We start from the raw sequence: 22,966 nt of genomic DNA on the forward strand, positions 1-22,966 counted from the left end.
CGTCGGGCGCGGCGGCCTCGGCCAACGCGGGCAGCTATGCCATCTCGGCCAGCAACGCGGCCGGCACGGGCCTGTCGAACTACACCATCAACTATGTTGACGGCACCTTCTCGGTCGGCAAGGCGGCGCTGACGGTGACGGCGGAGAACCAGTCGAAGACCTATGGCGACGCGTTCACCTTCGACGGCACCGAGTACACGGTTTCCGGTCTCAAGAACTCCGACGCGGTGACCAGCGCGACGCTGACCTCGTCGGGCGCGGCGGCGACGGCGGGTGTGGCGGGTAGCCCCTATGCGATCGTGGCCAGCAATGCGGCCGGCACGGGCCTGTCGAACTACACCGTCAACTATGTTGATGGCACCTTCTCGGTCGGCCAGCGGGCGATCACGGTGACGGCGGACGACAAGTCGAAGACCTATGGCGACGTCAACCCGGCTCTGACCTGGCAGGTGACGTCGGGCAACCTGGTCAATGGCGACACGCTGACGGGCGACCTGACGACGGCGGCACTGCAGTTCTCGAATGTCGGCAGCTACGACATCACGAAGGGCACGCTGGCTGACGCCTCGGGCAACTACGCCATCACCTATGCCAAAGGCAGCCTGACGGTCGGCCAGCGGGCGATCACGGTGACGGCGGATGCCAAGTCGAAGACCTATGGCGACGTCAACCCGGCTCTGACCTGGCAGGTGACGTCGGGCAACCTGGTCAACGGCGACACGCTGACGGGCGGCCTGGCGACGACGGCACTGCAGTACTCGGATGTCGGCAGCTACGGCATCACGCAGGGCACACTGGCTGACGCCTCGGGCAACTACGCGCTCAGCTATGTCGGCGACAATCTGACGGTCGGCCAGCGGGCGATCACGGTGACGGCGGATAATGTCAGCAAGCTGCTCGGTTCGTTCGATCCGGCTCTGACCTATTCGATCGCCAGCGGCAATCTGGTGAACGGCGATACGTTCTCCGGCATTCTCGCTCGCGACGCGGGTGAACTGCCGGGCGACTATGCGATCACCCAGGGCACGTTGGCGCTTTCGTCCAACTATGTGCTGACCTTCAACGATGGCGTGTTCACCGTCAATCCGTTGACCCAGACGCCGGGCACCACGACCGAGGGCGGCAACGCTCCGCAGTCGGGGAGCACGGTCACGACCGGGGGCGGCGGCAATGGCGGCGGCAACGGCGGTGATGTCACGGGCAGCATCGTGGCGAACGGCTGCCGCGAGGATGAGAAGATCGACAAGGTTTGCGTTCGTAGGCCTTACCCGAACAACTGGCAGCCGAATGACGGCATCCGGTTCATCCCGGCGTCGTTCTGAGAAACAAGCAAGGCAGCGAAGCGGGGAAACCCGCTTCGCCGTCTTTTATCTTTTTATGGTTGATGCGGCAGGGGCTAAGGATGCGTAAGGCAAACAAGATCACAGCGGGCATGGCGGGGCTTTTGACGCTGCTCATCAGCGTGGAAGCGAGCGCGGATGCGATCGAGCGCAACCTGCCGCCCGCGCCGCTGCCTCAGGGGCCGGCGGATCTGGTTCCGCCGAATGCCTTGCCGCAGGAACTCGACACCGTGCCTCTCGGGCCGAAGGTCGGCGCCATCGTCCTGCTCGGCAAGAAGGACGACGTCGTCACCGCAAAGGGCCTCAAGGGGATCGACGCGAGCCGTGTCGCGGATCTTCAGGACGAAGCGTCGCAGGCGAAGCTTGCCGCCTATGTCGGACAGCCGGTCACCCGCCGTCTCATCGCGGAGATCGAGGCGACCGTCGCCAATATCTATCGCGCCAAGGGTCTTCCTTTTGTGGCCGTGCTGACGCCGCCGCAGGAAATCAGCGAGGGCGTCCTGCAGTTCCGTATCGTGGACTTCACGGTGGGCCGGGTTACCGCATCGGGCAACAGCCGTGCGTCCGCGGAGTTCTACACGGATCGCGTCCGCGTGAAGCCGGGCGAGCGCGTCGAGACCGAGCCGCTTCTTCAGGATCTCGACTGGATCAACCGGAGCAATTTCCACAAGGCGGAAGCCATTTTCACGCCGGGTTCAAAGGCGGGCGAGACGGACCTCAATCTGCGCGTGACCGAGGGCAAGCCGTGGCGCGTCTATGCGGGCTATGCCAATTCGGGCGCGCCGTCCTCAACGGAGAGTCGCTATTTTGTCGGTGGCACCGTCGGCGATGTTCTGATCCCCGACAGCTTTTTCTCCTATCAGTTCACTGGCAGCCGTGACTTCTGGTACGACGAAGGCAGCCTCTTCAACAACGCGCGTCATCCGAGCTATGCGAGCCAGGCCGCGCGCCTTGTCGTTCCGACTGCACCGCGTCAGCAGATCGAGGCACTGTTTAGTGAGGTCGAAACATCGAAGGATCGCGAGTTTATTACCTTCCGTCAGCGTACCATCGAAGGTTCGATCGCCTATCGCAGTGCGCTGTCCAACTTCACCAATCTAGGCGGCGATATTTACGGTGGTGTTGAGGCTGTACACCAAAATTCGGACGCAATACTGAACCTTTTTGATGTGGATATTGCGGCGCTAGTTGATGTGTATCAGGTCTTCGCGGGCTGGTCCGGCGGCTTCACGACATTGGCGGGCGCGAGCCAGCTCGACGTCTCGGTCCATTCGAGCCCCGGCGGTGTCGGCAACCATAACGACTCTACCCATTTCAAGAACTACTCTGTAGGCGCCTCCGGAAGCCGCGTGACTAGCGCACGCTATGATTTTGTCGAGGCGACCTTGGTTCACGATCTTCCGATCGTTCCGGGCGTCAGCTTCCACACCGAAATTGCCGGTCAGCTCACCACGGCGGCCTTGCCGGAGTCGCAGCAGATCGGCATTGCCCAGATCCGCGGCTACAACTCCGACGACGGCAGCTTCGATACAGGCGTGCTGACGCGAAACGAGGTGCGTCTGCCGACCTTCAACGCGCTCGGGCGTTTCACCACGCTTCAGGACAACGCGCTGCCTTACGTCTTCTTCGATGCCGGCTACGCCAAGGATCGCTTCGACGGCAGCAGCCTGACCCCCATGTCGGCCGGTGCGGGCCTTGCCTACAGCATCGGCAGGAACTTCAGCGCTTCCGTCGATGGCGCCTATGCCATGCATGATGCGATGGACACGAAGAGCGGCGATTGGCGGGCGGAAGTTAAGCTTACGGTCAGCTATTAATTCTATACCGGGCCTGGTCTCGTTTACGTTTGAAAAGGTTACCCATAGTGTCGCTGGATAAACTCAAGCCCGCACATCTCGCTCTGATCGCTCTTGCCGGTGTGCTCATCGCCGGCGCGATCGGTTACTTGATCGGCAATCGGGGAGGGGACGCGCCTCAAGCCTCCGCCACCTCCGTCGTGCAGCCCGAAGCCGCGCCATGGGTCAAGACGGCGAGCTTCGGCGCATGGGACATCAAGTGCCGGGAGGTCGAGAAGGGTTCTGGCGAGCAGGCGTGCATTGCCGTCCTGGAAGTTCAGGAAACCAAGAGCAAGCAGACCCTGCTGGCGTGGATCCTTTCATACGATCAGGACGGAAAGCTTCTTGCCACGATCCATACGCTGAGCGGAGTGCAGCTTGATCGCGGCATCGATATCGGCTTCGGGACGGCGCCGGTTCGACATGTGCAATATGCGTCCTGCATGCCTCTTGGTTGCGATGCGATCTTTCCGGTGGATGAAGCGTTGATGAAGGAAGCTCTGGCGGCGGGCAAGTCCAAGGTCAGCATCTCCACCACGGCCGACAAGGTGCTGAATTTCGATATTCCGCTGGATGGTCTGGACAAGGCTGTGGAAGCGTTGCGGAAGTGAACCGCGAGCCATCCCGACGCCGTGTCTTGAGGATCAAGGGGTGATCGACGTGCCGAGGCCGCTGGTAGCGGCCTCGCCCGGCGGCAACGGTTTCGCGGCAGTCGCCACCGCAGACCCACGCTGATCGAGCGGGGGCAGTTTCAGCGCTTCGCCGGTGAAGCGGTTGGGGTTGAGTTCGACCCAGACGGCAGGCCGCTCCCGCGACTGCCGCTTCTCCCATGTAAAGGGAGCGTAGCCCCACGGAATGACTGCCCAGTTCTTGTTGTCGAGAACGAGCTCGCCCTGATCGGTGACGGCGATCAGAACGACATGCGATTCACCGGGCGCCGTCGTTACCGTCGCGAGCAGGAGATCCTCTTCGGGCCATCCGCGCTCGACCAGCAGCTTCCGCTTTTCGAGCGCCAGGTCCTCGCAATCGCCACCGCGGACCCTATCTGCCGCCGTCCAGTACTCGATCTGGTTATAGTTCGCTTCGTCGGTGGTTTCGGGAAATCCATTTACATAGGCGTTGACGGCCTCAAGCTCCTGGCTGCGCTGCCTTGTGAGTGTCAGGCGGCGCGGCGCATTTGTGCCGCCGCTGCATTCGGAGGGATCACGAAGACATAGCATCTTGAAGCCCTGCGGAGGCGGCACCGCCTGACCGGTTGGCATATAGGCTTCGTGGCGAACAGGAGGCGCGGGAGTAATGGCCGGGGCGTCGGATGTGTCCGCGCAACCCGCCATCGGCAGGAGCAAACCAATCCAGATTGTGAGTCGCCGGACTCGAACAGAAGCCATCACGCACCCGCCGCCCGATCTTTCGATCCAGGCGTGATGTGACCGGCCCCTACCCTGTGGTCTGAAAAAACCCTAGCTCAGGATTTCATGCAACGCCAGCGAGCGTGTGAGTGAGCGTGCAACCTCCCGCAACGCTAGCGCGTATCGACGGGTTATTGCTTCGCCGGAGCCTTGTCCACGTCAATTACCGCGCGGATGCCGGGCGCTGACATTTTACTCCCTGTACAGAGTTTATCGTCGCGCTGCGGGCGTGAATGTTCGTTCGCCGTTGATCAATGACGCCAGGGAGACGGTGTTCGTAACGCGGTCTATGCGCGACGCGCATGGATTTTACGATGCGCCCTGGCTTTCGGCCTTCTTCGCGGGGGCTTGTGCCTGGCTCCTTTGCGCAAATGCCTCAAGCACGGCCTTCATGCGGAGCAGGCCGAAGAAGGGCAGCATGATATCGATGGCGCTTTGAGCGAGTTTTGCCGTGTGCCGCGCGTCGAGCCGGTTGCCCAGCGTGTCGAGGAAGCGGGTGACCTCCTCCTTCGCGAGAGCCTCCGCCGCTTCGACGTAAAAGCGCGTGATCGCGGGCGTGAAACCCTGTTCCTCGGTGAAGCCCGCGGCGCGCATGTCGCCCCAGAGGCCCACGATCTGCGCATCGGTGGGACTCAGATGGACTGCACCGTTGCGCCGCCGCAGCCGGATGGCGCCGATTGCGGCAAGAGCCTTTGCGTCTGGTGTCGCATTCGGATTACGGCTCAACAAGCCCGATAGCGGAATCAGAGCATCGTCGACGCCGAGACGGGCGGCCAGCAGCGTATCGAGATGGGGAAAAGCGCTCGGATCGGCAGGCATCGCATCGAGGTTGCCGGCCATCGCCCGCTTGATCTGTGGGATCGAAAGGTTCCGCTCGTGTTGCAGCTCGCGGATCGCGAGGATGCCGCGCACATGCGCCTCGTCATATTCCGCAACATTCGGCTTGGGACGCTGGGGCTCGGGCAGCAGCTTTTCGCGGAGATAGACGCGGATCGTCTCGCGGTTCACACCCGTACGCCGCTCAAGGTCGCGCATCTTCATGGGATTTCGTCCAGCTGATTCGTCTGAGGCCATTCTGCGGTCAAAAGGCCGCAACCGAAAACGCATCGACTCTATACGCAAAAATGCGTAATAATATAACGCAATAATAGCGCGGCCGGATTGGCCGGCAAGCGCGTGGGAGGAAACAGGAATGACCGCATCCATTATTCCAACCGAGCTGATCGCGCCGGCCTTCAATCCGGCGTCCTTTGCAAACCGGTCGGAGATCCATGCCCTTTTCACCCGTCTGCGTCGCGATTATCCGCTCGCGATCGCCGAGGTTCCGGGCTTTGACCCGCACTGGATCGTGACCAGGTGGTCCGATTTGCGCGAAATCACCCGGCAGGACGAAATCTTTCATGGCGGAGATCGTTCGAAGACGCTGATCTCGCAGGCAGGCGAGCAGCTTGTGATGCAGTACACAGGCGGCCAGCACAATATCTTCCGCTCGCTCGTGCAGCTCGACCCGCCGGAGCACCGCGCCTATCGCGATGTGCTCGCGGCAACCTTCATGCCCAACAACATCAAGGGACTGACAGACAGCGTCAGAGCGACGGCCGAGAAGTATGTCGACAGAATGGCCGAGCATGGCGGGTCTTGCGATTTCGCGACCGACATTGCGTTCCGCTACCCGCTCAAGGTCGTGCTCGACCTCATCGGCGTTCCGGCGCAGGACCATGAGAAGATGCTGCAGCTCACGCAATGGCTCTTTACCTGGGCCGATCCGGACCTCAAGCGGCCGGGCGCCGATCCGAGCAATCCGATCGAAATCACCGAGACGTGGAACATCGTCTACAACAGCTTCAAGGAATATTACGATCCGATCATCGAGAACCGGCGTGCCCATCCGCGCGACGACATCGCCTCGCTGATCGCGAACGGCAAGGTGTTCGGCAATCCGATGGAGGAGCGGGCAATGATCTCCTACCTGATCATTGCCTCCACCGCGGGCCACGACACGACCTCGGCCACCACGGCAACCGGCATGTGGCTTCTCGCCGAGCAGCCGGAGCTGCTTGCCCGTCTCAAGGCCGATCCGCAACTCATTCCCGGCTTCATTGAGGAAAGCATCCGATGGGCGACCCCCGTGCAGCACTTCATCCGCTCGGCAACGGTCGACTATGAGCTGCGCGGTCGCCAGATCAAAGAAGGCGATCTGATCTATCTCTCCTACCTCTCCGCCAATCGTGACGAGGAGAAGTTCGAGGACCCCTTCACTTTCAGGCCCGACCGCACGCCAAATCAGCATGTAGGCTTTGGCTATGGCGGGCATATCTGCCTCGGCCAGCATCTGGCGCGGCTCGAGATGCGTCTGTTCTGGGAGACGCTGCTGCCGCGTCTTGAGTCGGTCGAGATGGCAGGTGAAGGTCAGATGGCACAGTCGGAATTCGTCAGCGGTCCGAAGTCCGTTCCCATCAGGTTCAAGATGCATTGAGAAAGGCCGCCCGGGCGCAGCCGGAAGGCGCCGGACGCTTTCGATAATCCAGAAGGCCGGTTACTGCACCACGCAGCAGTGACCGGCCTTTCGTTTTCCCATCGGGGGCACATTGGAGAGGGGGGCCTCGCAAGGAGGCAGGGCGGACTTGTTAGTGCGAGGACTGAGCATTAAAAGATAAAGCCGAACCGACAATGACTATGGGGCGAGGAGAGGCTTTTGCTGAACGGATTTCGTATCGTTTGCGTGACGCCCGCCGGCCGCCGCCGATATATGCGCCTGCTCGTTCCGCAAATCCTTTCCGAGGATGTTGTTGACGAATATCAGATATGGATGAACACGGAAGATCAGCTCGATCTTCTCTTTCTGAATGAGCTGGCTCAGATTCCAAAGGTAAAACTCGTTCCCCAGCCCAGGGGAATTGTCGACGGAGCCTTCACCATCTGCGAATTCTTCGCTGGCTGCGTCGATCAGGGCACGATTTATATCAGGTTTGACGATGACATCGTCTGGATAGAACCGGGCAGCATCAGAGCCCTCGCGGAAACGCGGATTCGCGATACGGAGTCGTTTCTGGTGTCGGCAGCCGTCGTCAACAATGCCGTATTTACCAACATGTTCCAGGTTCTGGGGCTTTATGACGACAGTCAGTACGTCCATGCGCACGCATTCGATGAATTCGGCTGGAAAAGCGGTCCTTTTGCGGAAAGCCTCCATCGTCATGCGCTCGAACTGATCGGCCGTAATCAACTGTCGACGATGCAATTCGAGCCGCGGATGCTCGCGCAGGTTCGCTTCTCGATTAACTGCATATCCTGGCGCGGCGACATGTTTTCGACATTTGCCGGGCAGGTCGATCGCGAAGAAGAGGAGTTCCTCTCGGTCGTCAAGCCATGCCGCATGGGGGCGGTGAACAAGGTCGATGGCCGCGCCATCGTCTGTCATTTCGCTTTCTATACACAGCGGGACTATCTCGACCGAACCGACCTGCTGGCGTGCTATCTGGAACAGGTTGCAAACGCCGCATGGGTCAGGGACGAATTTCGCGGTGCCGTCGAGCAGGCCTTTGTGAAGGCCGAAGAGTTGGCATCCAAGGCGGCGGAGAGAGATCAGGAAGGCGCAGCCGGTAGCTCGATATTATCGAGGCTCATCGCCTCACTTCGTTTTCCCTATCTAAGGTTCCGGATCGAGTGGATGGCGTCTGCAGATTACAAGCGACGTCTGGTGCGAAAGTTCAGAAACTGGCCGCTAATTCGTGCTGGCGATGCATGAGCATCGTGTTCTAGGGTCCGAACATGAGGTATCTCAAGACCCGGATCGGGATGTGCAGAGGATGAGCGATTACGTCGTCGTAGGTGCGGGATTGACCGGAGCGGTGATTGCCCGAGCGCTCCGCGATGCGGGGCGCAGCGTCGTGGTGCTCGACCGCCGTGCGCATGTCGCCGGAAATGTCCACGATCATGTGCATCCGAGCGGCATCAGCATCCATACCTACGGGCCGCACTACTTCCGCACCAATGACGACGACCTCTGGAAATTCGTCAATCGCTTCGCCACCTTCTACAAATATGAACCTGCCATCAAGTCGCTGGTCGACGGACGCCATGAGAACTGGCCGATTGCGGGGAGCTACATCAATCGGACGGTCGGCAAGGATTGGCGGCCCGAATTTATCGGCACACCGGCCAACTTCGAAGAGGCGGCGCTCAGCCTCATGCCGCAGCTGGTCTACGAGAAGTTCGTGAAGGGGTACACGGAGAAGCAGTGGGGCGTGCCGGCGACCGCACTTTCGGCCGGACTGGTCAAGCGCTTCGACGTGCGGGAAGACGATGAGCCGCGCCTCATGCGCCATGTCCATCAAGGCATTCCGGTGGAAGGCTATACGCGCATGGTCGAGGCCATGCTTGAGGGTATTCCGGTGCATCTGAAGACGGACTATCTGCAGCAGCGCGACGCCTTCAAGCCGCGGATCGGTCTCGTCTACACAGGCTCGATCGACGAGTTCTTTGATTTCGACATGGGGCGTCTCGCCTATCGCGGGCAGCGCCGCGTCCATGAGTATTTCCCGGAGTCCGAAGCGATTCAGCCCTGCGGACAGGTCAACAATCCCGACCCTTCGGAGGGTGCTCACATTCGTACGCTCGAATGGAAGCATATGATGGAGCCGGATGTGGCGGGTAATATTCGAGGCACCGTGTTGACACGCGAGATACCGTTCACGCCGGACAATCCGGCGGATTACGAGTATCCTTTTCCGGATCAGGCAAACAGCGATCTCTATGCGCGTTATCGCGCCCGCGCGGCGGCGCTCACCGATGTGCTGATCTGCGGGCGTCTCGGCGAATATCGCTATTACGACATGGATCAGGCGATCGCGCGGGCGCGCCTCCTGGCTCGGCGTCTCATCGAAAAAACGGCAAGGGAGGATATCTCGTGAAGAAGATTCTTGTCGTCGGCGGCGCCGGCTATATCGGCTCGCATATGGTGCTCGCGCTGCAGGACGCAGGGCACGAAGTGGTGGTGTTCGACAATCTGTCGCAAGGCCATGCCGACGCTGTGCGCGGCGCCGAGCTTGTCGTCGGCGATCTGCGCGCGCCGCGGGAAATCGACCTTTGTCTGGCGAGCCGCTCCTTCGATCTCGTCATGCATTTTGCTGCTTTCGCCTATGTTGGCGAGTCGGTCGCAAAGCCCGAGATCTATTACGAGAACAATGTGCTGGGCAGCCTCAACCTGCTTGCTGCCATGCGCCGCAGCGGCGTGGACAAATTCGTCTTCTCGTCGACCTGCGCGACCTATGGCGAGCCGGGCCAACTGCCGATTGCGGAAAGCCACCCGCAGAACCCGATAAATCCCTATGGGCGCAGCAAACTCATGGTGGAGCAGGTGCTGCTCGATTATGGGCGGGCCTATGGCGTCAGCAGCATCAGCCTGCGCTATTTCAATGCGGCCGGATGCGACGTGCAGGGCCGCGCTGGCGAGCGTCACGACCCGGAGACGCATCTCATACCGCTCGTACTGGCCGAGGCGATGCGCGTTCGCAATGGTGGCGATCCCGCCGGGACGAAGCTCGAAGTCTTCGGCGGCGACTTTGCCACTCCGGATGGAAGCTGTGCGCGCGACTATATCCATGTGAGCGACCTCGTCCGCGCGCATCTCCTTGCAGCTGAGCGCCTGCTGAACGGGGAGGTGGGGCAGGATCGCCCGGCGGAATTCTACAATCTCGCCAATGGCAACGGATTCAGCGTGCTGGATGTCATCAGGGCCTGCGAAGCCGTGACCGGTATCCCGATCAGGTATCGTATGGCGCCGCGGCGCGCGGGCGATCCGGCGGTTCTGGTGGGCGATGCACGCCTTGCCGAAGAGGTGCTGGGCTGGAGACCGCAATTCACCGATCTGCCGTCCATTGTGCGGACGGCATGGAACTGGATGTCACGCGGTCCGGTCGGGCAGGCGAATGAATGGAACGCCCATGAGGTGGAGCCATAGTCGTTCGAACATCCAGGCGTTGATGCAGCCAGTCGATCGGCTCCTTGAATTTGGCGGCGACGATCTAAATTTTTTTGGTTCGTTTTCAGTCCTGGCGTGAGCGGCGCGTCAGGAGTCGCCGCCATGCGGGAGGATAGATTTCGAGCACGCGCGGCTCGATCTGGCGCAGCTCATAGTCCTCCATGAGCTTTTGCTCTTCCTGCCGGGGAGAGCCGGTCGCGCCGCCGCTCCCCGCCGATCCCACCTTTCGTGTGTGATGGACCGGCGCGCAATCCACGATCCCGAACTGCGCGATACCCGCCTTCGCGGCAATGTCCCACCAGAGCCATTCCACGCCCCAGCATGACGAACTGAGCGTGAATGTCGGCTCGAAGAGCGGCAGCGTCTCCACCTTGAAGCAGGGCGCCATGATTTCCACGAAGTTGGTACGGCGATAGGTGACACCCCGTTGCCGCCGCGTGATCGGCCAAGTGTAATAGCTGTAGCGGGTGAGCGCGGGCTGGGCGATGGTGAAGTCGGCCTCGGCGCATATCGAGAAAAAGCGGTCGATATTCTCCGCGCTGGCAAGAAGGTCGTCGTCGGGGAACCAGACATAGCGATAGGCCCGCACAAGATCGCGATGCGCGTTGAGGAAGTCGGCGAGGCCCTCCCATTTCGGCCCCTTGTAGAGATGCAGGAGATCGTACTGGTCCTTGTAGCGCTCCGGATAGTCGCCGTAATAGCTCACGGCAAGATCCCAGCTACGTGGGCCGTTGGTCAGCCATTGCGGGTGCAGCGATTTGTCGCCTGCGCGTACCACCACAAGATTTTCGCGTTGGATCATGATTCCGGTCGTTCTGTCTGATTTGCCGATTGCGCATGGTATGTTCATTTTGGAAAAGCGCCAGTCCGCAGACCGTGTGCGCGGACTTGCGGCGAGGCGGCTCGATCGTTTTTATGCTGATATGCGCTCAAGTCGCGGCGCAAGTCGGATTCTGGCGGCTGGGTGGTTAACGAGATGAAGCTCATCCTTCATATTGGAACCGTGAAGACCGGCACCACGACGGCGCAGGCGTGGCTCGCCGGGAATCGCAAGTCCCTGGTTGAGCGAGGTGTCTGGTATCCGACAGCTTTTCCCGCGACCGATGCGCGACCGGGAGGGCACAACCACCCATTCGCGATTGATATTGTTCTGTCTCCTGATCATTTTCGCGAGAATGCGCTCGCGGCTTTCAGGGGCGAATATGATCAGATGCGCCGGGCAGGGTGCACTGTCTGCATAATTTCGTTCGAAGACTTGTACTTCAGGCTGGCGTCGGCGCAGATGGTCGGCGATCTGGCGGAATTTCTGAGGGCGTATTTCGAGTCGGTCGAGGTGGTTCTTTATCTTCGGCCGCAGATCGACACCGCGGTTTCTTTCGCGTCGACAGCATCGAAGCTGGGCGTTCGGATCGACAGGAGCTGGTTCCACGGGCAGAAACACAATCGGGCGGTCTTTGATTACAACGCGGCCATCGAGAGATGGGAGAGCGGCTTTGGCGGAGAAAACCTGAGGTGCTTCGCCTATAAGCGCGACTTGCCTTTCCTGGACTATGTCATCGAACATCTTTCGCTTGATCGGCAGAGCTTCGGGCCGGTCGAGAACCAGAATCTGTCGGTGGGGGTGAACATCATCGCGCTGTCGAATGTGCTTCAGATCCCGCTATTCTTCAGTGAAACCCTGCTTCAACACCTTCCGCGCAGCGCGCCGCTTTCGGTTGGCATCGATGTGGCGAGGGCATTTCAGGCGAAATTCACGGAGTCGAATGCGGAGCTTGCGCGTCGTCATGAAACCATTCGGCTCGAGGATCTCGAGCCTGACTGGAGCCGCTACGAGCTGCCTTCCAATCTCGACGAGATTGAGCGGGAGTGCATCTTCGCCGATGAGCTAAAGGCGTTGATGCGCGTTTTTTCGCGTCAGCTGTGTCTGGAGCGCGCGCGGAATGCGTTGATTCGGGCTGAACTTGCAAAGGCGCAAGGGAAGGGGAGAGCTGCGATCGCCATGGCCAATCGGGCCCTGACCGAAGCAAACCGCGCCAGTCAGGTCGAGGTCTTCAGATGGGAGGCGGAGAAGATACAGGAGGCAGCGACCGCCCTGATCGCCTTGCAGACGGGCGAGGCCTCGCTGGGCTAATCGGCGATCTTCTGGATATAGAGCTGGATCGAAGGCGCGTTGAGCTGCTGAAGCTTGCGGAGGTTCAGGTTGACGAAGGCGTCAATCGCGGGCTTCGGCATTCTGATGGGGTCCTTGGATTTCGCTTGCTGGTCGGACCAGAGATAGTCGTCGAAAGCCATGGTTCCGCCGATGCGCAGCAGCTTGAAGCCCACAACGGCGTCGTAGAGAACATCCGGCGCCTGGTGGGAGCCGTCGACATAGATGAAGTCGAAATAGCCGGCCTTTCCCTCCGTGAGAAGTTTGGCGAGCGCCTGGTCGGAATATGCCTTGTGGATCACCAGGTCGACGGGGTTCGGCGATGCGGCAATCGCACGGCTGATGTTGTCGTGGAAGCGCTGTTCGGTCGCGCTCATGTCGAGCGCCCGGTTCTGGTGCTCGATGCCGCCTTCCCAGTTGTCGACGCAGTGAAGCTCGAGAGCATGGTTCGGCCCGAGCTTGTCGATCATGTAGCAGGCGCTGGCGCCCTCGAATGAGCCGATTTCGAGAATTTTCCGGGGATTGACCTGCGGGATCAGCCTATCCCAAAGATTTTTCGCGTTAAGTTCGAACCAGCGCGTTGTGAAGACATACTCTCTGGACGATGTTTGAGCGTCGGTTGCGGACATGTGCAGTTCCTTGCTTCTGGTGCGGACGCGATATGATCTGTGCGCGGTTGCCTATCTGGGTGCCGTGTGAAAGCGTGGCCCTGCAGGCGTCGTCATCGGCACAAGCATGCACCAAATGATTCAATCAGAGAGCTTTGACCCATCCGCTATGAAAGAGATCGGACATCTTCTTTCGCCCCGCTCGAACCCGGACGCAATTCCGGTGCTTCGATGAGAAGCCCCTATCTCATGATCGACCTCCTGTCGGCGGTCTATTGGTTCGATGAAGCGCTGCAGGCAGGGCTGCGGGCGAGAGGGCACCAGTCCGTCTCGCGCAGCCAGTCCATGATTTTGGCGAACATCGCGGCGGGGGTGCACCGGCCTTCGGAGCTGGCGAAGAATCTCGGCGTGTCGCGGCAGGCGATGAGCCTGGCACTCGGCGAGCTGGCGGCGAGAGGGCTCGTCGAAATCGAGCCCGACCCGAATGACGGGCGCGCGCAAAGGGTTGTCTTCAGTCCGCGTTCGGTGGAAATCCGGCGCGACGCCATCGCGGTGATGACGTCGCTGGAGGAGGCACTCGCCGCGCGCATCGGAAAGACTCGCTTCAATGCGCTATGCGCGGCCTTCGAGTCCGATTGGGGAATGCCCCCTCTCGATGCGGAGTCCGGCAAGGCCATGGCGAAGGCGCCGGCCGGGCAGAGGCCCGGCCGTGGCGCAAAATCACGTCAGTAGCGAGTTCGGCGGCAATCCGACCAGCGACCGGCCATAAAGCTCGTAAGCCGTGTCGACGTCGAAAACGATGTGGCTCGAAATCGAGTTGATGTCTCGGAGCGCACGCTGCAGCGGGTGGCTGAGCATGTGAATGCTCGACCCCGAAGACTCTGCGAGAATCCAGACGGCCTCGCGGCACATCTTCACCGCTTCGGCAATCCGGCCGCGCAGATGAATGCGCGCGGTGGTCTGTTCCGGCTCCGCGATCGCGCTTGCCGCGACAGTGTCGCGGCCTGCCTGCCGGATCGTCTGTTCGGCGATTTCAGTGAGGAGCGCCGCGCGGGCCAGGCGCATCTGCGCAGCGGGCTTTTCCACCTGAGTGGTGAGGTTGCCGACCTTGACATGCTCGGTCAGCCGCTTGCGCGCCTGCTTCACCGCGCCGCGCGCGACGCCGAGCGCGGACATGGAAGCGGTGAACCCCAGGAAGGGATACATGGGGCAGCTATAGAGCGGATTGTCGAAAAGCGCCGATCCCGGCCCCTTGCCCGAGATCATCGGGATGAGCGAAATCGTGCGGTGCTTGGGGACGAAGACGTCCTGGGCGACGATATCATTGCTGCCCGTGCCGCACATGCCGTCGGCATGCCATGTATCGAGAACCTGTGCCTCGCTGGCAGGGAAGAGCGTCATGATCCGTTCGGGATTGTCCTGCTCTGCGGTTTGCGCGCCGACCATGATCCAGTCGGCATGCATGACGCCGGTTCCCCATTTCCAATGGCCGCTGATGCGATAGCCGCCTTCGACGCGTTCGGCGTGGCCCGGCGGAATGCCGACATAAGGCGCGACGATATAGGGAAACTCGCCCCAGATTTCCGTCAGCGCCTGCTCCTGGAAATGGGCGAACATCCAGTTATGTTCCGCGCAGAAGGATGCGGCCCATGCCGTCGAGGCGCAGACTTCGGCAATCGGCAGCGTTGCGTCGAGAAATCCGTCCGTATCGATCTCCATGCCGCCAAAGCGACGCGGCACGAACTGGTAGAAATATCCCGCCCTGCGGATCTCGTTCCAGACTTCATCGACAGGGCGGCGCAATCTCTCCGCCTCGAAGGCGTTGCGTTCGGCGAGCGGCGCGATGGCGCGCATGCGCTCGGCCAGGATGGCGGGGGTGAGTTCCGCCACCTCGCTCTTGTCCAGCCAATCGCCGCCGGCGGGTATGCGTCGGTCGGCGAGGGGCAGTGCGTTCGGCTTGTCGTTCATCCTGCGGCTCCCGGAAGGCGCTGCATGTGTTGCAGCTTATTTTGTCAATTTAATTGACAAAATAATATTGGCGCCCGTTTTCGATTGTCAATTTATTTGACTGAATTTTCGCTGAAATCAAAATAATGCGTAAGCGGATGAATGTGCGCGCGAACGCACTCCGGCGCGTTCACCGGAGTGCGTTCCTTCATATCCGAAATGCGTCGCGTCTCGCTCAGAAGCCTCGGGCGTCGAGCCAGCTTCCGACGGCGGCGACCGCCTTCGGAAGCAGTTCGGGCTTCTCGATGTAGTAGTGGTCCGCACCCTCGATCTGGACGATCGACTTGTCCTTCGAAGCGACAGCGTCATAGAGGCGTTGCGCATGGCTCGGCGTGCAGGCGAGGTCCGCCGTGTTGTTGATGACGAGCACGGGGACGGAGATGTGACCCGCATTGACGATGCCGTTCGCCCGGCTTTCGTCGTAGCTCCACTGCGAGAGCCATGAGCGCAGCGTGGTGAAGCGGCCGAGGCCCACAGGGCCGTCATTGGCGATCTTCGGTTCTCCGAGATAGCAGATGCCGGGACGGCGATCCGAAGGGTCCTGCGTCGGGTCGGTCCAGCGCACGTCGCACATGGTGCCGTAGACGCAGAAGGGCCGCTCCGCATCGGGGTCGCCCTTGGCCTTGAGGTCCGCAAGCGTGGCCTTCACCCGCGCCGTAATGCGGCGGTTGCGGGCGATCTGCGCCTCGCGGAAGCGCCGCACGAAGGCGTCCGAATAGGGCGGCTGGTTCGGGTTCTGCGGATCGTAGATATTGAGCTCGCGATCTCGCTCGAAGGGCTTGTCCTCGTCGAGGATCGAAGGGTCGAGCCATTCGGTCATCGTGCACGAGCGGCTGATATGAGCGGCGAGCAGCAACACGGCGTCTGCGGGCTGAAGGCCGGCGCCCTTGATGTCCACGGCGTCGCCCGCCGGCGTCTCGGTAATGGTCGGATGCTCCGCCTGATCCTGATAGAAGAGCGACAGCGAACCGCCGCCGGACCATCCGCCCAGCACCACTTTTTCATAGCCGAAACGCTTCTTGAGGTCGGCGATGCATGCGCCGAGATCGAGGGCGCATTTCTCCATGATGAGCGCCGTGTCGTTGCCCCGATAACGCGGGTTGCAATAGATGACGTGGCGGCCCGCCGCCGCGAGCGCGGTTACGAGCGGCAGGAACGAGCCGCCGCCGACCGGATGGCTGAACAGGATTGCGGTCTTCGACTCGCCCGTCTCGGGCCTGATCCTCATGCATTCCACGAAGACCTGGCCGGTGGGGCCGCCATAGACCTCCTTCAGCCGGCTCGTATCCGCATGCACAAAGCCATATGGCTCGCGTACCACCTTCATTGCGATCTCCTCCCCAGGGCGCGGTAATCGTTGTCGTTGCTGAAATTATCTTTTTTGATTATAAAATCAACAAAACTGATTTTGGAGTCAGATATGGCCGCGTCGGGTTCGGCGACTGTTTCGGCGGGGAAGGGTGAGCGCACGGCCGCCCGGATTCGCGAAGTCGCGCTCGACCAGTTCTCGCGGCTCGGCTTCGAGCGCGTCACCATGGCGGGCATTGCCGAGGCGGCGGGGCTTTCGCAGGCCACTTTGCATTATCATTTTCAGGACAAGGATCAGCTCTGGCGCAGCGCCATGCTCGGCCTTGGCGAGGTGATTGCGGAAGAAGAGCGCATGCTCGATGCGGCGCAGGACGCTTCGCCGCTGGCGCAATTGCGCATCGCCATGCGCTTCTTCCTGCGCATCAGCTGGAAGCATCCGGCACTTGGCCGCGTGGTCGCGCTGGAAGGCATGGCGGGCGGCGAACGCCTCGCCTGGCTCGACGAGCATGTGCTGGGCCACCGCAACAGGCGGCTTTCCGCCCTTGCCCGCGCCGCCATCGAGGCCGGCGTGCTGAAGCCCTTTCCGCCGGAAATGATCGTCATCACGCTGCAGGCGGGCGCGGCAGGCGTCATCAATCTCGCGCCGCTCATGCGCGACACCTTCGGCTTCGATCCCGACACGGCGGAAGGGCGCGCCGCGCATGAAAGCCTGGTTCTCGACGCCCTGCTCAGCGGGTTCGTCAGCGACGATCAGGACGCGTAGAGGTCGAGTAAATCATGGGAGGAGAAAAGATGACTCAGCTAACGACGGGTATTCACCATCTGGCCTTCATGGCCTCGGATATCAAGAAACACATCGCCTTCTTTTCGGAAGTTCTGGGCTGCCCCCTCGTCGCGCTTTTCGACATGCATGGCGTGCCGGGCGGCTTGCATGCGTTCCTGCGCATGAACGATCACAGCTATTTCTCGATCGTGCAGCTTCCCGACGTGGACAAGATCCCGATCGAGATCGGCAAGACCCATGCGGGCAGCGGCGCACTTCCGAGCGCGGCCGGCACGCTGCAGCATCTCGCCTTCCGCGTCGATTCCGACGGCGATCTCATCGCCATTCGTGACCGCATTCGGGCCCACGGCGTCAATGTCATCGGCCCGATCGATCACGGCATGTGCCGCTCGATCTATTTCGCCGGTCCCGATCACATGACGCTCGAAGTCGCGACATCCGACGTGGCGGTCGATCCGGCGAAGTGGATCGATACGGCTGTCCTCAAGAAGGCCGGCATTTCAGCGGAGGAGGCGGCACGCTTCAAGGCGCCCGCTCCCTATACCGGCCCTAGCCCCGTGCCCCAGCCGCCCTATGACCCGGAAAAGCCGCATATGGCCTATCCGAAAGAGGTCTATCTCCAGATGCTGCAGGTTCCCGACGAGGTCATTACCCAGTCGGCTTCCTATACGGCGCCGCCCGTCGCTGAGACGGTGTGACGCGCCGCCGGCCTCGCGCTCAGGGGAGGGGGCGCGAGGCTGGCTCTTTCTAGTCCCGGAGTGGTATGGCAGGCTTGGGCCAGTGAAGTTGGCTCTTTAGTCGGTCGCCGGGGTTTCTTTCCAGATGTCCATATCGCCTGAAATCAGGCAACGAGCGGAAGCGCTCATCGCCGCTGAACGCGCGCGGTTTGCGGAGCGGAATCCCGTTTCGCGCCGCATGGCGGAAGAAGCGGGCCGGCATTTCCCCGGCGGCGTCCCCCTGCATTGGATGCTCGACTGGGAAACGCCCTTTCCCCTCTTTGTGCGCGAGGCCAAAGGCTCGACTGTCACGGATGCGGACGGCCACGCCTATGCCGATTTCTGCCTCGGCGACACTGGCGCCATGTTCGGCCATTCACCCGCGCCGGTTGCCAGGGCCATTGCCGAACAGGCGCAGCATGGGCTCACCGCCATGCTCCCCTCCGATCTCACGGCAAAGGTCGGCTCGCTTCTCGCCGCTCATTTCGGTCTGCCCTTCTGGCAGGTGACGGCAACGGCGAGCGATGCGAACCGCGCGGTGGTGCGCTGGGCGCGCGCGATCACGGGCCGGCAGAAGGTTCTCGTCTTCGACGGCTGCTATCACGGTCAGGTGGAAGATGCCTTCGTGAAGCTCGAAGGCGGCAGGACGAAAATGAAGCCAAGCCTGCTCGGTCAGGTGCATGACATCGCGCAAACGAGTGTTGCCGCGCCCTTCAACGATCTCGATGCCGTCGAAAAGCTGCTTGCCGACGGCGACATTGCGCTAGTTCTGACTGAACCGGCGCTCACCAACACCGCCATGGTGCTGCCGAAGCCCGGCTTCATCGAGGGGCTGCTCGCGGCGGCGCGCAAACACGGCACGCTGGTCTGCCTCGACGAGACGCATACGATCTCGACCGGCCCCGGCGGCTACACTCGCGCGCATGATCTTCATCCCGACTTCTTCGTGCTCGGCAAGCCTGTCGCGGGGGGGCTTCCCACCGCCGTCTTCGGCTTCACTGCAAATGTCGAAGCCGAAATGCGCCGCGTTCTCGATACGAAAACGCCCGGCTATTCCGGCATCGGCACCACGCTATCCGGCAACATGCTGGCGCTTGCCGCCATGCGCGCCTGCCTCGAAGAGGTGATGACGCCTGCGGCCTACGAACATATGACACGGCTTGCGAAGCGGCTGGCGGAAGGCCTTCGCGCCGAGGTCGCGAAGGCGGGGCTCGAGTGGACCGTCACGCAGATCGGTGCCCGCGCGGAACTCGTCTTTTCCCCGCGTCTGCTCGAAAATGGCGCTGAGGCTGCCGCCGCGATCGACCACACCGTCGAACGCGCGATCCATCTTTTCCTCCTGAACCGGAACGTGCTGGTAACGCCGTTCCATAACATGACCCTCGTTGCGCCGAGCACGACGGAAGCGGATGTCGACGGGCTCGTTGCCCGTTTCGGCGAAGCGCTCGCCGTGCTCTGCGGCGAGGCAGAGATTTGACCATGGCGCGTGCAGATGAAGAGGAAGCGGTCGAGTTTCTCACCGCTCATCCGGAAATCGTTCAGATTCAGGCCTTCCTGACCGATCCATCGGGTGTCGCGCGCGGAAAGGTGCTGCGGCCGGAAGAACTCGCCCCCGCCTATCGTGACGGCCGCCCGCTTCCCTGCTCCATTCAGTCGCTCGATATTCTGGGGGCGGACGTGCTCGAAACAGGGCTTGTCTGGGAGGAGGGCGATTCCGACCGGCCCTGCTTCCCCGTTGCCGGCACGATCACCCAAGCGCCGTGGCATGATGTGCCGACCGCGCAACTCATTCTCGAGTCCTATGAGCGCGATGGCTCGGCGACGCCCGCCGATCCGCGCCATGCGCTGGCGCGCGTGGTCGAGGGCTTCGAGGCGAAGGGGCTGAAACCCGTCGTCGCCATCGAACTCGAATTCTATCTGATCGACCGGGAGGCCGTGCATTCCGGCAAGCCGAAACCCGCCGCCGCGCCGAACGGATTCGCGCCGTCGCATCTCCAGGCCTATCTGATGCAGGACCTCGAAGATTTCTCACCCTTCCTCAATGACGTCTTTGCAGGCGCGAAGAAGATGGGCCTGCCCGCGCGAACGCTGATCTCCGAATATGCGCCGGGCCAGCTCGAAATCGTTTTGGCGCACCAGGCGGATGCAATGCGCGCCGCCGACGATGCCATCCTCTACAAGCGCCTCGTGAAGGGCGTCGCGGATCGCCATGGCTATGTCGCGACGTTCATGGCGAAGCCTTATGCCGAGCTTTCCGGCAGCGGCATGCATGTGCACGTCTCGCTTGCGGATGAGATGAGCGACAATCTCTTCGCGGGCGAGGGGAATGTACTGACGCCGCATCTGCGTCACGCCATCGGCGGTCTCGAGGCGACCATGGCCGAGAGCATGGCGATCTTCGCGCCGAATGCGAATTCATTCCGCCGCTTCCGCAAGAATTCATACGCGCCGCTCGCGCCTGCCTGGGCCATCGACAATCGTTCGGTGCCGCTGCGTGTGACATCGGGACCGGCGCGGTCGCGCCATCTGGAACATCGCGTCTGCGGGGCGGACGCCAATCCCTATGTGGCGCTGGCGACCGTGCTTGCAGGCATTGCGGAAGGTCTGGAAAAGAGGATCGAGCCGAGCGAGCCCGTCGTGGGCGACGGCTACGGCCAGAAGGAGGCGTCCCTGCCGATGAACTGGTGGCGGGCGCTCGAGATCGCACGCAAGTCGGAATTCCTGCGCGAGCGGCTCGGCGAGCCCTTCACCAATATCTTCCTCACCATCAAGGAGGCGGAGTGCGACCGCTTCTTCGCCTCGGTGACCGATCTCGACTTCGCCTGGTATTTGCGCAACGCTTGACGGCAGTTCGCTTCAGCCGCCTTCCACGTCCGCTTGACGCTACGTCACCCGGGCGATCGTTGACGAAATTCGCATCTCGCCTTGACGGGCGCGGCTTCCTCTTCGACAACCTTGTGAGCCGCGCGAAAGACGTGGCGAGGACAGGGACGTTCGAGGCGACAGGACCATGACGATCAAGCTTTATCACTGCAAAGGCGCGCGCTCGGTGCGGCCGCTTTGGACGCTCGAGGAAATGGGCATTCCCTATGAACTCGAGTCCATGAAGTTCCCGCCGCGCTTCTATCGGGAAGGCTATCTCGATATCAATCCGCTTGGCACAGTGCCGACCATGGTTGATGGCGACCTGACGATGACGGAGTCGGCGGGCATCTGCCAGTACCTCGTCGATTGCCACGGTCCTTCCGATATCGGCCTGACCCCGAAGGACAAGGATTATGGCCTTTACCTCAACTGGCTCCACCGCAGCGACGCGACGCTGACCTTTCCGCAGACCATCGTTCTGCGTTACACGGTGCTGGAGCCGGAGGAGCGTCGCCTCAAGCAGGCTGTCGACGATTACACGCAGTGGTTCTTCTCGCGCCTCAAGAGCGTGGAGAAGGCGACGGGCGAGAGCGAGTATCTCTGCGCCGGCAAGTTTACCATCGCCGATATCGCCGTTGGCTATGCGCTCTATCTCGCCGACACGCTGGGTTTCCGCGGCGGCTTCAAGCCGAACACCGAAGCCTATTACAAGCGGTTGAGCGAGCGGCCCGCCTTCCAGCGCGCCATCAGCCTCTGAGAAGGGACGATCGCATGTCTTCCAAATTCTCGAATGGCCAGAGCCCCGTCGATTTCGACAATCGTTACATGGGCCCGCTCTATACGGACGATCACCGCGCCTGGCGCGCGACGCTGCGCAAGTTCGTCGAGGCGGAGATGATGCCCCATGTCGACGACTGGGAAGAGGCGGGCGAGTTTCCGCGAGAACTCTACAAGAAGGCAGCGGAAGTCGGCCTTCTCGGTCTCGGCTACCCTGAGGAATATGGCGGCACGCCGGTCGACGATCCGATGTATTCGATCGTCACCGCCGAAGAACTCGCGCGTCTCGGCGCGGGCGGCGTCAATGCAAGCCTGATGGTGCATGGCATCGGCCTGCCGCCGGTTCTCGCCATCGGTTCGGCGGCTATGAAGGCGCGCATCGCGCCGCAGGTACTGGCTGGCGAAAAGATTCACGCGCTTGGCATCACCGAACCATCGGGCGGTTCCGACGTCGCCAATCTCAAGACCCGCGCCGTGCGCGACGGCGACGATTACGTCGTCAATGGCTCGAAGATATTCATCACCGGCGGCATGCGCGCGGATTACTACACGGTTGCGGTTCGCACCGGCGGGCCGGGCGCGCGGGGCATTTCGCTTCTCCTGCTCGAGCGCGACATGAAGGGCTTCACGCGCACGCCCCTGAAGAAGCAGGGCTGGTGGTCGTCCGACACCGCAGCGCTTTATTTCGACGATGTGCGCGTGCCGAAGGAAAACCTCATCGGTGAAGAAAATAATGGCTTCATCGGCATCATGCTCAACTTCAACAATGAGCGCATCGGCCTCGCGGCAAGCGCTGTGGCCTATGCGCGCGTCTGCTTCGAGGACGCGCTGGCCTGGGCGCGCGAACGCGAGACTTTCGGCAAGCGTCTCGCCGATCATCAGGTCATCCGGCACAAATTTGCCGAGATGGCGCGGCAGATCGCGGCGACGCAGGCCTATCTCGAACAATGCGTCGTGCGCGTGAAGGCGGGAGAGACGCCGGTGGCCGATCTCTCGCTTCTCAAGGTGCAGGCGACATTGACGATGGAGTTCTGCGCTCGTGAGGCGATGCAGATCATGGGCGGCGCGGGTTATATGCGCGGCTGCCGTGTGGAACGCATCTACCGCGAAGTGCGCGTGAACGCGATCGGCGGCGGCTCGGAGGAGATCATGCGCGATCTCGCCGCGCGTCAGCTGGGTATTTGA

Annotated in this window: 21 protein-coding genes; 15 read left to right on the forward strand and 6 right to left on the reverse strand. The window is 61.7% G+C overall.

Features of this window, described 5'->3' with window-relative positions; genetic code table 11:
• From ABFC66_RS15370 to ABFC66_RS15380, 3 genes are all read left to right on the forward strand, one after another.
• On the forward strand, window positions 1–1,322 hold a 1,322-nt coding region (locus ABFC66_RS15370; protein WP_346741851.1), incomplete at its 5' end, for an MBG domain-containing protein.
• Between the two features lie 80 nt (window positions 1,323–1,402).
• Window positions 1,403–3,157, forward strand: coding sequence for a ShlB/FhaC/HecB family hemolysin secretion/activation protein (locus tag ABFC66_RS15375; RefSeq protein ID WP_346741852.1), 1,755 nt, complete (start codon window positions 1,403–1,405; stop codon window positions 3,155–3,157).
• Between the two features lie 47 nt (window positions 3,158–3,204).
• On the forward strand, window positions 3,205–3,786 hold the full coding sequence (locus ABFC66_RS15380) for an invasion associated locus B family protein (protein ID WP_346741853.1): 582 nt from the start codon (window positions 3,205–3,207) through the stop codon (window positions 3,784–3,786).
• A gap of 33 nt (window positions 3,787–3,819) precedes the next feature.
• Here the strand turns inward: ABFC66_RS15380 and ABFC66_RS15385 are convergent, their stop codons facing one another.
• Together ABFC66_RS15385 and ABFC66_RS15390 are read right to left on the reverse strand one after the other, a co-directional pair.
• Entirely contained in the window at window positions 3,820–4,437 is a 618-nt protein-coding gene (locus tag ABFC66_RS15385) for a transglutaminase-like cysteine peptidase (RefSeq protein ID WP_346741854.1), read from the reverse strand.
• 456 nt (window positions 4,438–4,893) lie between these two features.
• On the reverse strand, window positions 4,894–5,625 hold the full coding sequence (locus ABFC66_RS15390) for a MerR family transcriptional regulator (RefSeq protein WP_346741855.1): 732 nt from the start codon (window positions 5,623–5,625) through the stop codon (window positions 4,894–4,896).
• A 151-nt stretch (window positions 5,626–5,776) separates the two neighbouring features.
• On the opposite strand from ABFC66_RS15390, the gene ABFC66_RS15395 reads away from it, so the two are divergent.
• The 4 genes from ABFC66_RS15395 to galE all read left to right on the forward strand — a co-directional run bounded on the left by ABFC66_RS15395 (window position 5,777) and on the right by galE (window position 10,546).
• Entirely contained in the window at window positions 5,777–7,060 is a 1,284-nt protein-coding gene (locus tag ABFC66_RS15395) for a cytochrome P450 (RefSeq protein WP_346741856.1), read from the forward strand.
• 219 nt (window positions 7,061–7,279) lie between these two features.
• Window positions 7,280–8,332: a hypothetical protein gene (locus ABFC66_RS15400; protein ID WP_346741857.1), complete on the forward strand. Its 1,053-nt coding sequence runs from the start codon at window positions 7,280–7,282 to the stop codon at window positions 8,330–8,332.
• A 61-nt stretch (window positions 8,333–8,393) separates the two neighbouring features.
• Complete coding sequence (locus tag ABFC66_RS15405; protein WP_346741858.1) at window positions 8,394–9,497, forward strand: FAD-dependent oxidoreductase; 1,104 nt, start codon at window positions 8,394–8,396, stop codon at window positions 9,495–9,497.
• Window positions 9,494–10,546, forward strand: a complete 1,053-nt coding sequence (galE, locus tag ABFC66_RS15410; RefSeq protein ID WP_346741859.1) for a UDP-glucose 4-epimerase GalE — start codon at window positions 9,494–9,496, stop codon at window positions 10,544–10,546. The genes ABFC66_RS15405 and galE overlap by 4 nt, the downstream gene beginning before the upstream one ends.
• Window positions 10,547–10,631: 85 nt before the next feature.
• Here the strand turns inward: galE and ABFC66_RS15415 are convergent, their stop codons facing one another.
• A complete protein-coding gene (locus ABFC66_RS15415) occupies window positions 10,632–11,369 on the reverse strand; it encodes a DUF707 domain-containing protein (RefSeq protein ID WP_346741860.1) in 738 nt (245 codons plus the stop codon).
• Window positions 11,370–11,543: 174 nt separating this feature from the next.
• Here ABFC66_RS15415 and ABFC66_RS15420 point away from each other — a divergent pair, with 174 nt between their 5' ends.
• Entirely contained in the window at window positions 11,544–12,698 is a 1,155-nt protein-coding gene (locus ABFC66_RS15420) for a hypothetical protein (RefSeq protein WP_346741861.1), read from the forward strand.
• Here the strand turns inward: ABFC66_RS15420 and ABFC66_RS15425 are convergent.
• On the reverse strand, window positions 12,695–13,345 hold the full coding sequence (locus ABFC66_RS15425; protein WP_346741862.1) for a class I SAM-dependent methyltransferase: 651 nt from the start codon (window positions 13,343–13,345) through the stop codon (window positions 12,695–12,697). The genes ABFC66_RS15420 and ABFC66_RS15425 overlap by 4 nt on opposite strands.
• Before the next feature lie 228 nt (window positions 13,346–13,573).
• On the opposite strand from ABFC66_RS15425, the gene ABFC66_RS15430 reads away from it, so the two are divergent.
• Window positions 13,574–14,056, forward strand: coding sequence for a helix-turn-helix domain-containing protein (locus ABFC66_RS15430; RefSeq protein ID WP_346741863.1), 483 nt, complete (start codon window positions 13,574–13,576; stop codon window positions 14,054–14,056).
• Here the strand turns inward: ABFC66_RS15430 and ABFC66_RS15435 are convergent.
• Window positions 14,045–15,292, reverse strand: a complete 1,248-nt coding sequence (locus ABFC66_RS15435) for a hypothetical protein (protein ID WP_346741864.1) — start codon at window positions 15,290–15,292, stop codon at window positions 14,045–14,047. The two genes, ABFC66_RS15430 and ABFC66_RS15435, sit on opposite strands and share 12 nt — an antisense overlap.
• A gap of 214 nt (window positions 15,293–15,506) precedes the next feature.
• Window positions 15,507–16,658 (reverse strand): alpha/beta hydrolase, encoded by a 1,152-nt coding sequence (locus ABFC66_RS15440; RefSeq protein ID WP_346741865.1) that lies wholly within the window; start codon window positions 16,656–16,658, stop codon window positions 15,507–15,509.
• A 93-nt stretch (window positions 16,659–16,751) separates the two neighbouring features.
• Between ABFC66_RS15440 and ABFC66_RS15445 the strand changes: the two genes are divergently transcribed.
• The 6 genes from ABFC66_RS15445 (at window position 16,752) to ABFC66_RS15470 (ending at window position 22,966) form a co-directional block, all read left to right on the forward strand.
• Window positions 16,752–17,402, forward strand: coding sequence for a TetR/AcrR family transcriptional regulator (locus ABFC66_RS15445; protein WP_346741866.1), 651 nt, complete (start codon window positions 16,752–16,754; stop codon window positions 17,400–17,402).
• 29 nt (window positions 17,403–17,431) lie between these two features.
• Window positions 17,432–18,121, forward strand: coding sequence for a VOC family protein (locus ABFC66_RS15450; protein ID WP_346741867.1), 690 nt, complete (start codon window positions 17,432–17,434; stop codon window positions 18,119–18,121).
• Window positions 18,122–18,245: 124 nt separating this feature from the next.
• Window positions 18,246–19,616 (forward strand): aspartate aminotransferase family protein, encoded by a 1,371-nt coding sequence (locus ABFC66_RS15455; protein ID WP_346741868.1) that lies wholly within the window; start codon window positions 18,246–18,248, stop codon window positions 19,614–19,616.
• Between the two features lie 2 nt (window positions 19,617–19,618).
• Entirely contained in the window at window positions 19,619–20,983 is a 1,365-nt protein-coding gene (locus ABFC66_RS15460; RefSeq protein ID WP_346741869.1) for a glutamine synthetase family protein, read from the forward strand.
• Between the two features lie 166 nt (window positions 20,984–21,149).
• Complete coding sequence (locus ABFC66_RS15465) at window positions 21,150–21,761, forward strand: glutathione S-transferase family protein (RefSeq protein WP_346741870.1); 612 nt, start codon at window positions 21,150–21,152, stop codon at window positions 21,759–21,761.
• A 68-nt stretch (window positions 21,762–21,829) separates the two neighbouring features.
• Entirely contained in the window at window positions 21,830–22,966 is a 1,137-nt protein-coding gene (locus tag ABFC66_RS15470; RefSeq protein WP_346742060.1) for an acyl-CoA dehydrogenase family protein, read from the forward strand.

Origin of the sequence: Parvibaculum sp. (assembly GCF_039680535.1) — a bacterium.
Classification (GTDB): domain Bacteria; phylum Pseudomonadota; class Alphaproteobacteria; order Parvibaculales; family Parvibaculaceae; genus Parvibaculum.